General features: G+C 60.5%; 16 protein-coding genes. 12 read left to right on the top strand and 4 right to left on the bottom strand.

The window, feature by feature from the left end:
• The first annotated feature begins 37 nt into the window (after positions 1-37).
• From ACXHRN_RS15340 to ACXHRN_RS15300, 9 genes are read left to right on the top strand one after another with little or no spacing between them, the layout of a single operon-like run.
• Positions 38-280, top strand: a complete 243-nt coding sequence (locus tag ACXHRN_RS15340; protein ID WP_488637176.1) for an antitoxin — start codon at positions 38-40, stop codon at positions 278-280.
• Positions 281-294: 14 nt separating this feature from the next.
• Positions 295-705, top strand: a complete 411-nt coding sequence (locus ACXHRN_RS15335) for a PIN domain-containing protein (protein ID WP_488637175.1) — start codon at positions 295-297, stop codon at positions 703-705.
• Complete coding sequence (locus tag ACXHRN_RS15330) at positions 695-1162, top strand: GFA family protein (RefSeq protein ID WP_488637174.1); 468 nt, start codon at positions 695-697, stop codon at positions 1160-1162. Before ACXHRN_RS15335 ends, ACXHRN_RS15330 begins: the two co-directional genes overlap by 11 nt.
• The gene (locus ACXHRN_RS15325; RefSeq protein ID WP_488637173.1) at positions 1159-1677 is read left to right on the top strand and encodes a GFA family protein; all 519 of its coding nucleotides are present in this window, start codon (positions 1159-1161) and stop codon (positions 1675-1677) included. Before ACXHRN_RS15330 ends, ACXHRN_RS15325 begins: the two co-directional genes overlap by 4 nt.
• Complete coding sequence (locus ACXHRN_RS15320; RefSeq protein ID WP_488637172.1) at positions 1674-2177, top strand: GFA family protein; 504 nt, start codon at positions 1674-1676, stop codon at positions 2175-2177. The genes ACXHRN_RS15325 and ACXHRN_RS15320 overlap by 4 nt, the downstream gene beginning before the upstream one ends.
• Positions 2174-3130 carry a prolyl aminopeptidase gene (gene pip / locus ACXHRN_RS15315; protein WP_488637171.1) on the top strand — a complete coding sequence of 319 codons (957 nt, stop codon included), beginning with the start codon at positions 2174-2176 and terminating at the stop codon, positions 3128-3130. Before ACXHRN_RS15320 ends, pip begins: the two co-directional genes overlap by 4 nt.
• Before the next feature lie 33 nt (positions 3131-3163).
• Positions 3164-4783 carry a citramalate synthase gene (cimA, locus tag ACXHRN_RS15310; RefSeq protein ID WP_488637170.1) on the top strand — a complete coding sequence of 540 codons (1620 nt, stop codon included), beginning with the start codon at positions 3164-3166 and terminating at the stop codon, positions 4781-4783.
• Between the two features lie 54 nt (positions 4784-4837).
• Complete coding sequence (locus ACXHRN_RS15305) at positions 4838-5167, top strand: type II toxin-antitoxin system RelE/ParE family toxin (RefSeq protein WP_488637169.1); 330 nt, start codon at positions 4838-4840, stop codon at positions 5165-5167.
• Positions 5164-5448: a helix-turn-helix domain-containing protein gene (locus ACXHRN_RS15300; RefSeq protein WP_488637168.1), complete on the top strand. Its 285-nt coding sequence runs from the start codon at positions 5164-5166 to the stop codon at positions 5446-5448. The genes ACXHRN_RS15305 and ACXHRN_RS15300 overlap by 4 nt, the downstream gene beginning before the upstream one ends.
• Positions 5449-5489: 41 nt before the next feature.
• Here the strand turns inward: ACXHRN_RS15300 and ACXHRN_RS15295 are convergent, their stop codons facing one another.
• The 3 genes from ACXHRN_RS15295 to ACXHRN_RS15285 all read right to left on the bottom strand — a co-directional run bounded on the left by ACXHRN_RS15295 (position 5490) and on the right by ACXHRN_RS15285 (position 8108).
• The gene (locus tag ACXHRN_RS15295) at positions 5490-5699 is read right to left on the bottom strand and encodes a hypothetical protein (protein WP_488637167.1); all 210 of its coding nucleotides are present in this window, start codon (positions 5697-5699) and stop codon (positions 5490-5492) included.
• 166 nt (positions 5700-5865) lie between these two features.
• Positions 5866-6900, bottom strand: coding sequence for an aldo/keto reductase (locus tag ACXHRN_RS15290; RefSeq protein ID WP_488637166.1), 1035 nt, complete (start codon positions 6898-6900; stop codon positions 5866-5868).
• Positions 6901-6932: 32 nt separating this feature from the next.
• Positions 6933-8108, bottom strand: coding sequence for an MFS transporter (locus tag ACXHRN_RS15285; protein WP_488637165.1), 1176 nt, complete (start codon positions 8106-8108; stop codon positions 6933-6935).
• Positions 8109-8211: 103 nt separating this feature from the next.
• Between ACXHRN_RS15285 and ACXHRN_RS15280 the strand changes: the two genes are divergently transcribed.
• Together ACXHRN_RS15280 and rarD are read left to right on the top strand one after the other, a co-directional pair.
• Positions 8212-9117, top strand: coding sequence for a LysR family transcriptional regulator (locus tag ACXHRN_RS15280; protein ID WP_488637164.1), 906 nt, complete (start codon positions 8212-8214; stop codon positions 9115-9117).
• Between the two features lie 107 nt (positions 9118-9224).
• Positions 9225-10151, top strand: coding sequence for an EamA family transporter RarD (rarD, locus tag ACXHRN_RS15275; RefSeq protein WP_488637163.1), 927 nt, complete (start codon positions 9225-9227; stop codon positions 10149-10151).
• A gap of 10 nt (positions 10152-10161) precedes the next feature.
• Here the strand turns inward: rarD and ACXHRN_RS15270 are convergent, their stop codons facing one another.
• Positions 10162-10773 carry an LOG family protein gene (locus ACXHRN_RS15270; protein WP_488637162.1) on the bottom strand — a complete coding sequence of 204 codons (612 nt, stop codon included), beginning with the start codon at positions 10771-10773 and terminating at the stop codon, positions 10162-10164.
• 156 nt (positions 10774-10929) lie between these two features.
• Between ACXHRN_RS15270 and ACXHRN_RS15265 the strand changes: the two genes are divergently transcribed.
• Entirely contained in the window at positions 10930-13272 is a 2343-nt protein-coding gene (locus tag ACXHRN_RS15265) for a LysM peptidoglycan-binding domain-containing protein (RefSeq protein ID WP_488637161.1), read from the top strand.
• The last annotated feature ends 47 nt before the right edge of the window (positions 13273-13319 follow it).

The raw sequence follows: 13319 nt of genomic DNA, 5'->3' as shown, positions 1-13319 counted from the left end.
ATGCTCAGGCATATGCTTACGAATGAGGGAGGCAGACATGGGAATGGTAAAGCACGCGAAGGTCTTTAAGAATGGCCGCAATCGCGCCATTCGCATTCCCGTGGAGTTCGAGTTTGCCGGCGATGAGGTCAAGATCACCAAGGAGGGTGATCGGCTGATCATCGAGCCGGTGAACAAGAAGTCAGACCTTCTCGAATGGCTCAAGACCATTGAGCCGTGGGATGAGGAGTTCCCGGATGTCGATGAGGGGCTGTTACCCCTGGATGATGTCGAACTATGAGTACGTTGAGGTTTATGCTGGATACCAATGCGGTATCGGACTTGATTCGCGCGCCTGACGGAGCGGTTCAGCAAAATGTAAGTCGTGTCGGGACTTCGGTGATTTCCATCAGCTCGATCGTGGCATCCGAGCTTCGCTTCGGATATTTGAAACGCGGGTCGGAGCGGCTTGCTCGGCTCGTCGAGAGTATGATGTCGCGGATGGAAATTCTTCCGTACGACGATAATGCGTCGGTGCATTATGCCAAGATTCGTCATGCGCTTCATGTTTCGGGTAGACCGATAGGGCCGAACGACCTCTTCATCGCAGCCCACGCCCGGTCGCTCGGATTGACCCTGGTCACGGACAACATCCGCGAATTTTCACGTGTCGAAGGTCTGAAGGTCGAGAACTGGATCGAGAGGGAGGGCGCGGATGCCGAATGAACCCATGTCCGGCGGCTGCCAATGCGGCGCCGTGCGATATACCGCCGGCAAATTGGGCCGTCCGTCGATCTGCCATTGCCGCATGTGCCAAAAGGCCTTCGGCGGCTTCTTCGGCCCGCTCGTTAGCGCTGATCAGGCGCATCTGCATTGGTCGCGCGGCGCGCCCACTTGGTACAAATCCTCCAACAAGGTGCATCGCGGCTTCTGCCAGCGCTGCGGCACGCCGCTCGCCTACCGCCATCCCGGCGGCCTGGAACTGGCCATCGGTGCCTTTGATCATCCTGCAAAACTCGAACCGCAGGTGCAGGTCAATCATTCGCAGCGCCTGCCCTGGATCGAGCGGCTGTTCGACAAGCCCGTTATCGAGGGTGAGCCCTACCAGTCCTTCTTCGATTCCATCGAGAGCTACCAGCATCCCGATCATGATACGGCGAAATGGCCCGAGGACGAGACATGACCAATGACATCTACACCGGCGGGTGCCAATGCGGTGCCGTGCGTTTCCGGCTTGAGGGAAAGCCGGACAATCCGTCGATCTGTCATTGCCGCATGTGTCAGAAGGCGTTCGGCAATTTCTATGCGCCGCTGGTCTCCGTCGGTGAGGCGAAATTCGCTTGGACGCGGGGCGCGCCGAAAATGTTTCGGTCGTCCAATTATGTGCTGCGCGGCTTCTGTGGCAATTGCGGCACGCCGCTGAGCTATGAAGCGCCTGATGGCATCGGTCTGGCGATCGGTGCTTTCGATGAGCCCGGCCGCCTGCCGCCGGTCGTGCAATTCGGCATCGAGGCGAAGATCGGCTATGTCGACCATCTGCACGAGCTGCCCGGCCACGACACGATGGACGATCTCGAGGCCGCGCCGTTCCTGACCGATATCGAGAGCTACCAGCATCCGGACCACGATACCGAGCGATGGACGCCGAAAGAGGCCAAGGAGCCTCAGCATTGGCGCCCGAGGGAGGAAGGTGTATGACATCAAGCACTGCCACATTTTCAGGCGGTTGCCAGTGCGGCGCGGTGCGCTATCGCGCCGAGCGCATCCCGTCCAATGCCCATATCTGCCATTGCCGCATGTGCCAGAAGGCGGCGGGCAATTATTTCATGCCGCTGGGTTCTGTCAGTGACGCGCAGCTGACGGTCACCCGCGGCGACCCGAGCTGGTTCAAGTCGTCCGAGATCGTCGAGCGTGGCTTCTGCCAGCAATGCGGCACGCCGCTATTCTACAAGACGATAGGCGGCAAGACGGTCGAAATCGTGCTTGGTTCGCTTGACCGGCCCGATCTCGTCAAGCCCACCTGGCAGTCCGATATTTACGCCCATATGCCGTGGTTCGATGAACTGCCCAATCTTCGCGCGCCCGAGAGCAGCGACGTGAGCGAGGAAGAGCACAGCCGTTTCCAGGCCATCCGCGTCACCAACCACCAGCATCCCGACCACGACACCAAATCCTGGCCGCCGGAGGAACATCAATGACCGAGCTGAGAGGCCTCTATCCCGAGATCGAACCGTTCGAAACCGGTTTCCTCGACACTGGCGACGGCCACAGCATCTATTGGGAGCGCTCAGGTACCAAGGATGCCAAGCCGGCAGTCTTCCTGCATGGCGGACCGGGCGGCGGCTTTTCGGCCAAGCATCGCCAGTTGTTCGATCCCAAGCTTTACGAAGTCGTTCTGTTCGACCAGCGCGGTTGCGGCAAGTCGACGCCGAATGCCTCGCTCGACAACAACACGACCTGGCACCTGGTCGCCGATATCGAGCGTCTGCGTGACATGATCGGCGTCGACAGGTGGCAGGTTTTCGGCGGCTCCTGGGGTTCGACATTGGCGCTGGCCTATGCCGAAGCCTATCCGCAGCATGTCAGCGAACTCGTCGTGCGCGGCATCTACACGCTCACCACGCCTGAACTCGACTGGTATTATCAGTTCGGTGTCTCGGAAATGTTTCCCGACAAATGGGAGAATTTCCTCGCACCCATTCCGGCTGGCGAACGCCACGAGATGATGGCCGCCTATCGCCGCCGCCTGACCGGCGCTGACCGCAATGCTCAGATCGAGGCAGCCCGCGCCTGGAGCCTTTGGGAAGGCCAGACAATCACCCTGCTGCCGGAGCCCGAAACATCGGACAAGTTCGGCGAGGACGATTTCGCACTGGCCTTTGCCCGTATCGAGAACCATTTCTTCGTCCATGCCGGCTGGATGGACGAGGGCCAATTGCTGCGCGATGCCGGCAAGCTGGCCGATATTCCCGGCACCATCGTCCATGGCCGCTATGACATGCCATGCCCGGCAAAATATGCGTGGGCTCTACACAAGGCCTGGCCGAAGGCCGAGTTCAAACTGATCGAGGGGGCAGGGCACGCCTATTCCGAGCCCGGCATTCTTGATGCGCTGATACGGGCGACGGACCAATATGCGGGTAAACGATAAGGGCTGAAGGCCCATCACGACGGAAACACTGTAATGTCCAAGGAACGCATCTACCTCTTCGACACGACCCTGCGCGACGGGCAGCAGACGCCCGGAGTGGACTTTTCGGTCGAGGACAAGATCGCCATTGCCAACATGCTCGATCAGTTCGGCATCGACTATGTCGAGGGCGGCTATCCCGGCGCCAATCCCACGGACACCGCTTTCTTCGAGAAGAAGCGCACCGGACGTGCTTCCTTTGTCGCGTTCGGCATGACCAAGCGCGCCGGAATCTCCGTCTCAAATGATCCCGGCATGTCGCTGCTTTTGCAAGCGAAATCCGACGCGATCTGTCTTGTTGCCAAGAGCTGGGACTACCACGTCAAGGTGGCGCTCGGCTGCACCAACGAGGAAAATCTCGAATCCATCGAACAGTCGGTGAAAGCCACGATCGAAGCCGGTAAGGAAGCGATGATCGATTGCGAGCATTTCTTCGACGGCTTCAAGAACAACAGAGACTATGCGCTGGCCTGCGCCAGGACGGCCTATGACGCGGGCGCCCGCTGGGTGGTGCTGTGCGACACCAACGGCGGCACCCAGCCCTCCGAGGTCAGGGAAATCGTTGCTGCCGTCATCGCTTCGGGCGTGCCGGGCGACCATCTCGGCATCCATGCCCACAACGACACGGGGCAGGCGGTCGCCAATTCGCTGGCCGCGATCGAGGCGGGCGTCCGGCAGGTGCAGGGCACGCTGAATGGCATCGGCGAGCGCTGCGGCAACGCCAATCTGGTGACGATCATCCCGACGCTGGTGCTGAAGCCGGCTTTCAATTCGCGTTTCGAGACGGCGATCGATGCGGATAAACTGCAGGGGCTGACCACACTCAGTCACGCCTTCGACGAGATGCTCAACCGTTCACCCGATCACCAGTCGCCTTATGTCGGCGCTTCGGCTTTCGCGACCAAGGCAGGCATCCACGCCTCCGCGCTGCTCAAGGATCCGCGCACCTATGAACATGTGCCGCCGGAAACGGTGGGCAATCTGCGCAAGGTCATGGTGTCGGACCAGGGCGGCAAGTCCAACTTCATCAATGCACTCAAGCGCCGCGGCATCGTGGTTTCCAAGGACGATCCGAAGCTTGATCAACTGATCAGCGTCGTCAAGGAACGCGAGGCCTCGGGCTATGCCTATGAAGGGGCCGATGCGAGCTTCGAGATGCTGGCGCGCCGCATCCTCGGCTCGGTGCCCACATTCTTCGAGGTGGAAGGATTCCGGGTCATGGTCGAACGACGCTTTGACGCCAATGGCCAGTTGAAAACCGTCTCCGAGGCTGTTGTAAAGGTGAAGATCGACGGTGAGCCGATCATGTCGGTGGCCGAGAGCATGCACGGCCCGGTCAATGCGCTTGACATTGCACTGCGCAAGGATCTCGGCAAATTCCAGACCGAGATCGCCGATCTCGAACTCGCCGACTTCAAGGTTCGTATCCTAAACGGCAGCACCGCGGCAGTCACCCGCGTGTTGATCGAATCCACCGATGCCACCGGCGCCCGCTGGTGGACCGTCGGCGTCTCCGACAATGTCATCGACGCCTCGTTCCAGGCACTGATGGATTCCATCGTCTACAAGCTGATGAAGAACCGCGATCAGGCGGGGCAGATCGCCGCGGAGTGAGCTTAGTTCTTCATTCGGTCGAGTTGCATTTATATCGAAACGGATATATTTTGTATGAAGCTGGTGTCCTTTCTAGGAAATTCTCTCGATGAAATTCGTGATTTTCCAGTGGGCGCGCGTCGGCAGGTCGGTTTTCAAATCGACAGGCTTCAAAATGGACTGGATCCGAACGACTGGAAGCCGATGAAAACCATCGGACCGGGTGTTCGGGAAATACGGGTACGCGATGTCAACGGCGCATTTCGCGTAATCTATCTCGCCGCTCTCGCTGACCGGGTCTATGTGTTGCATGCGTTTGCGAAAAAATCTCAGGCGACATCGCGATCGGATGTTGAGATTGCCACAGCGCGGTTTAAAGAACTGATGCGAGGAATAAGGGCATGACCGAATTGAATTTTGAAAGCATTTGGGATGCTATTGAAGACACATCGGTTGAAGCCGCAAACATGAAGGCCAGATCGGAGCTTCTAGTTGCTATTCAAGCGTCTGTTGAAAGCTGGGGATTGACCCAAGTTGAAGCCGCTGCTCGACTTCGCATCACCCAACCGCGTATGAACGACCTGTTGCGCGGCCGTATCGACAAGTTCAGTCTCGATGCCCTGATGAATTTGGCATCGGTCGCAGGCCTTGCGGTCAAATTGGAAGTTACGCGCAACGCTGCCTGAATAGGTATCGTGATCGCTCAGAAGGCGACCACCGCCGCGTCTCAGTTCTCCGATATGCTCGAAAGCGTCGGGGACTGCTGGCTGTAGTGCTGGCCGCTCTGCATGTGATGGCAATCGACGCCGGCGTCGCAATCGGTGTAGCGCTTCTCGATCGGCGATTCGATGCAGTAGCGATTGCCGCCCTGGTCGATGCGGCAGCCGCGCCCGCTGGTGCTCGTGCTGTAGTCAGCCGCAAAAGCGAAAGCCGGCATCGCCACTCCAACCAAAAGCGCATATTTGAACATCGATAAAGCCTTTCCGAGCAACAATTGCGGTGCACAATACTTGGAACCGGCATCAATGCAAAGCCCAATTCGGTGCCTCAACTGCTGATATTTGCAGGCTTTTGGGGAGGGAGCCGTGCTCCCTCCCATGTTCTCAAACCAGCGGCGGGTTCAGCCGCGCAAAACCTTCCTGCCTGTGATAAGGGAAATGCGGGTAAGGCGCGGTGGTGGCGCTGGCCTTGTCGAGCTTGGCGATCTGCTCCGAGGTCAGCGTCCAGCCGATGGCACCGAGATTCTGGCGCAGCTGTTCTTCGTTACGGGCGCCGATGATCACCGATGAGACGGTCGGTCGTGTGGTCAGCCAGTTCAGGGCGATCTGTGGAACGGTCTTGCCGGTTTCCTCCGCGACCTCATCCAGCGCATCGACGATACCGTAGAGCTTCTCGTCGTCAACGGGCGGGCCGAAGTCGGCCGTCTCGTGCAGGCGGCTGTTGTCCGGCATCTTCTGGCCGCGGCGGATTTTGCCCGTAAGCCGTCCCCAGCCGAGCGGACTCCAGACGAGCGCGCCTAGTCCCTGGTCGGCACCGAGCGGCATCAGGTCCCACTCATAGTCGCGGCCGGCGAGCGAGTAATAGACCTGGTTGGCGACATAGCGCGGATAACCGTGCTTGTCGGCGACGGCCAGCGACTTCATGATCTGCCAGCCGGCGAAGTTGGAGACGCCGATATAGCGGATCTTGCCGGACCGCACGAGCTGGTCGAGGGTCGAGAGCACTTCCTCGACCGGGGTATGGGCATCGAAGGCATGCAATTGCAGGAGATCGATATAGTCTGTGCCAAGACGCGTCAGCGCGTCTTCTGTCGATTTGATCAGCCGCGAGTGGGACGAGCCCCAATCATTTGGCCCGTTACCCATCGGCAGCGAGGTCTTAGTCGAGATCAGCACGTCGCCGCGTCGGCCCTTGATCGCTTCGCCGAGGACTTCTTCAGATGCGCCGTTGGAATAGACATCAGCGGTATCGAAGAGGTTGACGCCGGCCTCAAGGCAGATGTCGACGAGGCGGCGTGCTTCTGTAGCGTCAGACGTTCCCCAGTGGCCGAACAATGGGCCGGAGCCGCCGAAGGTGCCGGCGCCGAAGCTGAGGACCGGAATCCTGAGGCCGGATTTTCCGAGTTGACGATATTCCATGGGAGTTTCCTTTCGAGTTCGTGCAGGAGAGTTCAGGCGGCTGCGACGCGGGCTGTCGGTTGGCGCGCATCCAGTCGGATGGCAAAGGCAGAGACGATGATAGCCGTGAGCGGGAAGGCGGCGGCCACCAGCGGCGTGTAGGCAAGGCCGGGACCGTGATCGATGGTCATGCCGCCAGCCCAGGCGCCAATGGCGTTGCCGAGATTGAAGGCGGCGATATTGAGGCTCGAGGCAAGGCTCTGGCCGGCGCCTTCTGCCTTTTGCAACACCCAGACCTGTAGCGGTGCGACGGTGGCAAAGGCTGTGGCACCCAGCAGGCCAGCAAAGATGATCGCGGCGATCTTGTCGTTGAGCGCAAAGGTCATCAGGCCCAGAGTGATTGTCAGCGCGACCAGCGTGCCGAACACGGCGCGGATCAGGTTGCGGTCGGCGAGCTTGCCGCCCACCAGATTGCCGAGCACCAGCCCACCACCGAACACAAGCAGGATCGGCGATACGGCGGCATCGGAAAAGCCGGTAATCTCGGTCAGCGCCGGAGCAATGTAGGTAAAGACCGCGAAAACACCGGCATAACCAAGGACGGTCATCAACAGGCCAAGCAGCACCGGGCGGCGGCCCATGGCCTTGAGGTCGGCGCGCCAATCGCTGGCTTCAGGCTTTGCCCTGTCCTTCGGCACCAGGGCCGCAATGATCACCAGAGCGAGCAGGCCGACGGCGGTAACCGCCCAGAAGGTCATGCGCCAGCCGAACTGCTGGCCAAGCCACGTACCGATCGGCACGCCGAGAATGTTGGCAACGGTCAGGCCGGTAAACATCACGGCGATCGCCGAGGCTTTCTTCTCGGGCGCGACGAGGCCGGTGGCAACCACCGAGCCGACACCGAAGAAGGTGCCATGCGCCAGCGCCGTCAGCAGGCGCGCCGCCATCAGCAGGTCATAGGTCGGTGCGAGCGCACAGGCAAGATTGCCGGCGACGAAGATGGCCATCAGGCCGATCAGCACCGTCTTGCGCGGCCAGCGGCTCGTGAGCGCGGTCAGCACTGGCGCGCCGACCACGACGCCGAGCGCATAGCCCGATATCAGCAGGCCAGCGGCGGCGATGGAGACGCGCAAATCCTGGCTGACATCGAGCAGCAAGCCCATGATGACGAATTCGGTAACGCCGATCCCGAAGGCACCGGCGGTAAGAGCATAGAGAGCGAGAGGCATTGCGGCGTCTTTCCAGAGTGAGTTGGTGTCTCTGAGATAGACAGCGTTTGGCTTGTGAACTAGAATGACCAAAGTAAAAGCATTTGTGAGTTGAATTCACAGTATGGCACGCATCGATATCAACCGGTCCGGCGAGATGGAAGTGTTTGTCCGCGTGATCGAGCGCGGCGGATTTTCAGCCGCGGCCCGCGAGCTGCGGATGACGCCGTCTGCCGTCAGCAAACTGGTGGGGCGGCTTGAGGCGCGGCTTGGCACGCGGCTGGTCAATCGCACGACGCGCAAGCTGTTGCTGACGCCCGAGGGCGCAGCCTTCCACGAGCGTGCCTTGCGCATCCTCTCCGATATCGAGGAGGCCGAGCAGAGCGCGGCTTCTGCCGACAAGCCCCAAGGCCGCATCCGCATCAATACATCAGCTGCTTATGGCACGCATATTCTCGCGCCTGTGCTGGGTGAATTCCTTGCGCGCTATGCCGGCATCTCCATCGACATCTCCCAGACCGACAAGGTGGTGGACCTGCTTGCCGAGCGCGCCGACATCGCCATCCGTGCCGGCCCGCTGGCAAGCTCGACGCTGGTGGCCCGCAAACTCGGCGACACACGGCTGATGATCGTCGCCTCGCCGGGATACTTGGAGCGCTGCGGCACGCCGCGGACGGTCGCCGACATGGAGAAGCATCACCGTCTCGGCTTTTGCTATGTTCGGGCCTCGGAGAGTTGGCGGATGGCGGAGGACGGCAAGGTCTCCGACATCTCGACCAAGGGCAGGGTGCTGGCAAGCGATGGCGAGGCGCTGCGTTATCTGGCGATTGGCGGCGTCGGCATGGCGCGCCTGGCGGCCTTCACCGTCCGCGCCGATCTTGACGCCGGACGGCTGGTCGAAGTGCTGCCTGACATGTTCGTCTCAGAGATCGAGGCGTTTCATGCCGTCTATGTCGGGCAGGGCGGACCGTTGCCGGCCCGCGTCCGGGCGCTGCTAGACTATCTCGCCGAGCACGGCCGAGTCAGCTGACCAAATGTAAGCGGTCTCTTTCGAAATATTGATAATGCCATCACGGGAATGAATTGGTCGCCGACCAGCAGGTAAAATAAACCGCTGCCAACGCGGAGGAGCTTACCATGGCAACGACGGATTCAGCGGCAAAGCCCGTGGTTTCGAATGAAGACACGCTGCCCGGCTTCCTCTTCGCACTGGCGGCGTACCTGCTCTGGGGTGTGCTGCCCCTCTATCTTCATCAAGTCGCACACATCCCCGCCTTCGAAGTCGTCGCCCACCGGATCATCTGGTCGCTGCCGATTGCCGGCGCCGTGCTTGTTGTCATCGGCCGCACCTCCGAGGTGCGCAAGGCGATCAAGACGCCGTCGATGCTCGGCATGGCCTGCATCACGGCAGCCTTCGTGACCGTCAACTGGTCGATCTATGTCTATGCCATCGGCTCCAACCACGCGCTGGAAGGCGCGCTCGGCTACTATATCAATCCGCTGATTTCGGTCGTCATCGGCGCGCTGCTGCTTGGTGAACGGCTGAAAGTACCACAAGTCATCGCCATTGGATTGGCGGCAATCGCGGTGGCAATCCTCGCCTATGAAGCTGGCGGTCTTCCGTGGATCTCGCTCGGCCTTGCCTTGAGCTGGGGCTTTTATGCCTATTTCCGCAAGACCTTGCCGATCGGCCCCAACCAGGGCTTCTTTCTCGAGGTGCTGATCCTGGCGCTGCCGGCTCTGGCTTACATCATCTATCTCGAAGCCACGGGCGCAGGCCATTTCTTCCATGGCGACGGATGGAGCGACATGGGCCTCTTGATTTTCAGTGGTATCGCCACAGCCGTGCCGTTGATGATCTATGCCAATGGCGCAAAGCTGCTGAAGCTATCGACGATCGGCATCATGCAATATATCGCGCCGACCATGGTGTTCGGCATTGCCGTGTTCGTGTTCCACGAGCCGTTCGGCACGTCGAAGCTGGTTGCCTTCTGCTTCATCTGGGCAGCACTGGTGGTCTATTCGTTGCCGATGCTGCGGCGCATCGGCAGGTCCGATAAATAGAAGGTGGGGGTTAAAGCCGGGCGATCACGGCTTCGTCGCCGTCGTCAACCATGCCGGCCTTGATGATCTCGGGCACGATCGCCTCGACATCATCGATAACCATCGGCTTGACGAGATGGGACGTGTGGATGAATCCCTCGCTGGTCATGTGCTCCAGGAGCTCCAGCATCGGCTGCCAGAAATTCTTGATATTGGCAAACACCATCGGCTTGCGGTGACGGCCAAGTTGCGCCCAGGTCATGATCTCAACGATCTCTTCGAGCGTACCAATACCGCCGGGCAAGGTGACGAAGGCGTCGGCTTCCTGGAACATGCGATGCTTACGCTGGTGCATGTCCTGGGTGACCACCAGTTCGGTCAGCGATCCCAGCGAATGCTTGGAAGCCTCCTTGTCCATCAGGAATTCTGGTATAATGCCGGTGACTCGGCCACCATTCGACAGCACGCCGGAAGCAACCGCTCCCATGATGCCTTTGGTGCCGCCGCCGTAGACCAGCCTGAGGCCATGATCAGCGATGGATTTGCCGAGCGCGCGACCTGCTTCCATATAGGACGGATCTCGTCCGGGCTGGGAGCCACAATAGACGCAGATGGATCGAATCGAGACATTTTTGGTTTGCATGGGGTCGAGATGACAATGCTGCGCCCGCACAGTCAAGAAAAATGACGGGAAAATGACGTATGCAATGGGTGCAAGGCGGTGTGACGCTTGAGAATACAATAGGAAACCGCTAGCCCTTTGATGGGGAATGGCGGATTCTCACCGCTCCGGAGATAAATGATGATGAAAAACCGCGCCGTCTGGGTCGCACTTGCCGTAATCGCTGCAGCCGCCGCGCTGATGTTCTTTGTCGTGCTGCCGCAAATGCGCGGTGACAAGGTCGCCCAGGAGGCCGCCAAGAAGGCGCAAGAAACTGTCGAACAGGCCAAGGATGCAGCCCAGAAGACGGTCGAGACGACAACGGAAGCCGCCAAGAACACGGTTGGCGAGACGGTTGCCGACGTCAAGTCTGGCGCCCTCGCCAAGATGGCCCGCCTGAAAGCCGATACCGCTACAGCGACCGGCGAACTGCAGGCGCTGCTTGTCGAAGGCAAGGCCGCGACGCCCGAGCAGATCGGTGCTGCCAAGGCCAAGGTGACCGTAGCGCTCAAGGCAGCCACCGAATTCAAGGCGCCGGAAGGCGTCGATGCTCTGACCGGCGGCATGATAGCCAAGGCCCAGGAAGGTGCCGCCAAGGCGCTTGCATCGATCGAAGCGATGCCGACTGATGCCGAGGGCGCCAAGAAGGCTTATGAAGGCATGAAGTCGAGCCTGCTTTCTGCACTCGATGGCGGCGATGCTGCCAAGACAGCCGACGCAAAGCCTGCTGAAGCCAAGGTCGGGTTGCCGGCGTTCGACGTGCTGCGTGTCGAGCCCGATGGTTCGACCGTGATTGCCGGCTCGGCCGAACCCAACACCAAGCTGGAGGTCATGGACGGCGGCAAGGTTATTTCATCGGTCGAGGTCGGCCCGACAGGCGACTTCGCCGCGGTACTCGACAATCCGCTTGGTGTCGGCGACCATCAGATAACGTTGCAGGCCACCAGCAAGGACGGCAAGTCGAAGGTCTCCGAGGAAATCGCCACCGTCTCCGTGCCGAAGGACAAGTCTGGTGAATTGCTGGCCATGGTCACCAAGCCGGGCGAAGCATCGCGCATCATGACCATGCCGGAAGCCAAGGCCGAAACCCAGGTTGCTGCCAATACGGAGGCCAAGCCTGCCGCCGACGCGGCCAAGTCGGCCGACGCGGTCAAGACGCCGGATCTTCCGGCTGCGTCCTCCGAGCTCTCGGCGGCTGCGCCGGCTGTGGATGCCGCCAAGACCACCGACCAGGCTGCAAAATCTGCGGATACAGCGGTCCAAGCCACTGCGGCTGAAACCAAGGTGACCACAGCTCCCGAAGTGCAAGTCAGTGCAGTGGAAATCGAAGGCAGCAAGCTGTTCGTGGCCGGCAGTGCCAAACCGAATTCGCTGGTGCGGGTCTATGCCGACGACAAGCTGGTCGCCGAAGTCTCCACCGACAAGAACGGCCGTTTCGTTGCCGACAACACGTTGCCGCTCGCCGTCGGCAATCACACTATCCGCGCCGACGTGCTGAGCACCAATGGCACCAAGGTCGAGTTCCGCGCCTCGGTGCCGTTCTTCCGCCCGGAGGGCGAGCAATTGGCTGCTGTCGCCGGCGATCCATCGACGGCGAACAAATCCGAGATGACCCCGTTGGCCGATGGTGCCTATGACAAGGCGCGTGCCGAAGTCAGCAAGGCAACCGGCCTGCTGAAGGATCTTTATAAGGACGGCAAGACGCCCACTGCTGAAGAACTGGCCGCGGCCCGCTCGTCGACCGAGATCGCCCTGAAGACCCTCTCCGAGATTCGCGTGCCCGTCGAAGCCGATCAGATCGCCAAGGACATGGCCGCCAAGACATCAGGCGAGGCGGCCAAGGCTCTCGCGCTGTTGCATGGCCTGCCGCAGGATGCGGCTGCCGTGAAGCAGGCGCTCGGCTCGATCGATAACGCTGTTTCCTCTGCCACTGCGCCGTCGATGCAGGCCTCGTCGGAAGCCGTTGCCCACGAAAAGGCGACAGAAACCGGCGTGGCCGATGCCGGCAAGACGACGGCTACGGAAAGCACCGAGGTCGCCCAGAACGGCAATGATGCCGGCGCCAAGAATACCGCCGATGCTCAGGCTGCCGACACCGCCAAGACACCTGCCAAGGCTACCAATGGCGCTTCGACGACTGAGCAGGAACAGGCCTCCTCGGCCGCATCCAGCGAAACCAGCCAGACTGCGCATGCCGACGCGACCACCGACGTGGCTTCGACCGACGACAAGCCGAAGATCATCGAGCAGGCGCCGCTGAAGCCGAGCGAAACCTCGGTGATCATCCGCCGCGGCGACACGCTCTGGCAGATCTCGCGCCGTGTCTACGGGCAAGGCGTTCGTTATACGACGATCTATCTCGCCAACGAGAAGCAGATCGCCGATCCCGACCGCATCCTGCCAGGCCAGATTTTCGGCGTTCCGGACAAGCCGTTGCCGAACGCGGAAGAATTGCACCGCAAGCGCCTCCACCTGAAATAATATTCGGGTTTTGGCGTTGTAGATCACCAAACCGTGACCTATTTACG

It is taken from the genome of Shinella sp. OV683 (genome assembly GCF_057787725.1).
Note: the sequence above shows the minus strand (reverse complement) of the source record. Positions and strands in the feature narration are given on the sequence as shown.

What these genes read in the sequence shown, in the direction of transcription:
- rarD (WP_488637163.1), top strand. Translation starts at nt 9,225, where the DNA reads ATGGCAACGACGGATTCAGCGGCAAAGCCCGTGGTTTCGAATGAAGAC.
- ACXHRN_RS15280 (WP_488637164.1), top strand. Translation starts at nt 8,212, where the DNA reads ATGGCACGCATCGATATCAACCGGTCCGGCGAGATGGAAGTGTTTGTC.
- ACXHRN_RS15265 (WP_488637161.1), top strand. Translation starts at nt 10,930, where the DNA reads ATGATGATGAAAAACCGCGCCGTCTGGGTCGCACTTGCCGTAATCGCT.
- ACXHRN_RS15270 (WP_488637162.1), bottom strand. Translation starts at nt 10,773, where the DNA reads ATGCAAACCAAAAATGTCTCGATTCGATCCATCTGCGTCTATTGTGGC.
- ACXHRN_RS15300 (WP_488637168.1), top strand. Translation starts at nt 5,164, where the DNA reads ATGACCGAATTGAATTTTGAAAGCATTTGGGATGCTATTGAAGACACA.
- pip (WP_488637171.1), top strand. Translation starts at nt 2,174, where the DNA reads ATGACCGAGCTGAGAGGCCTCTATCCCGAGATCGAACCGTTCGAAACC.
- ACXHRN_RS15340 (WP_488637176.1), top strand. Translation starts at nt 38, where the DNA reads ATGGGAATGGTAAAGCACGCGAAGGTCTTTAAGAATGGCCGCAATCGC.
- ACXHRN_RS15290 (WP_488637166.1), bottom strand. Translation starts at nt 6,900, where the DNA reads ATGGAATATCGTCAACTCGGAAAATCCGGCCTCAGGATTCCGGTCCTC.
- ACXHRN_RS15305 (WP_488637169.1), top strand. Translation starts at nt 4,838, where the DNA reads ATGAAGCTGGTGTCCTTTCTAGGAAATTCTCTCGATGAAATTCGTGAT.
- ACXHRN_RS15330 (WP_488637174.1), top strand. Translation starts at nt 695, where the DNA reads ATGCCGAATGAACCCATGTCCGGCGGCTGCCAATGCGGCGCCGTGCGA.
- ACXHRN_RS15320 (WP_488637172.1), top strand. Translation starts at nt 1,674, where the DNA reads ATGACATCAAGCACTGCCACATTTTCAGGCGGTTGCCAGTGCGGCGCG.
- ACXHRN_RS15335 (WP_488637175.1), top strand. Translation starts at nt 295, where the DNA reads ATGCTGGATACCAATGCGGTATCGGACTTGATTCGCGCGCCTGACGGA.
- cimA (WP_488637170.1), top strand. Translation starts at nt 3,164, where the DNA reads ATGTCCAAGGAACGCATCTACCTCTTCGACACGACCCTGCGCGACGGG.
- ACXHRN_RS15325 (WP_488637173.1), top strand. Translation starts at nt 1,159, where the DNA reads ATGACCAATGACATCTACACCGGCGGGTGCCAATGCGGTGCCGTGCGT.
- ACXHRN_RS15295 (WP_488637167.1), bottom strand. Translation starts at nt 5,699, where the DNA reads ATGCCGGCTTTCGCTTTTGCGGCTGACTACAGCACGAGCACCAGCGGG.
- ACXHRN_RS15285 (WP_488637165.1), bottom strand. Translation starts at nt 8,108, where the DNA reads ATGCCTCTCGCTCTCTATGCTCTTACCGCCGGTGCCTTCGGGATCGGC.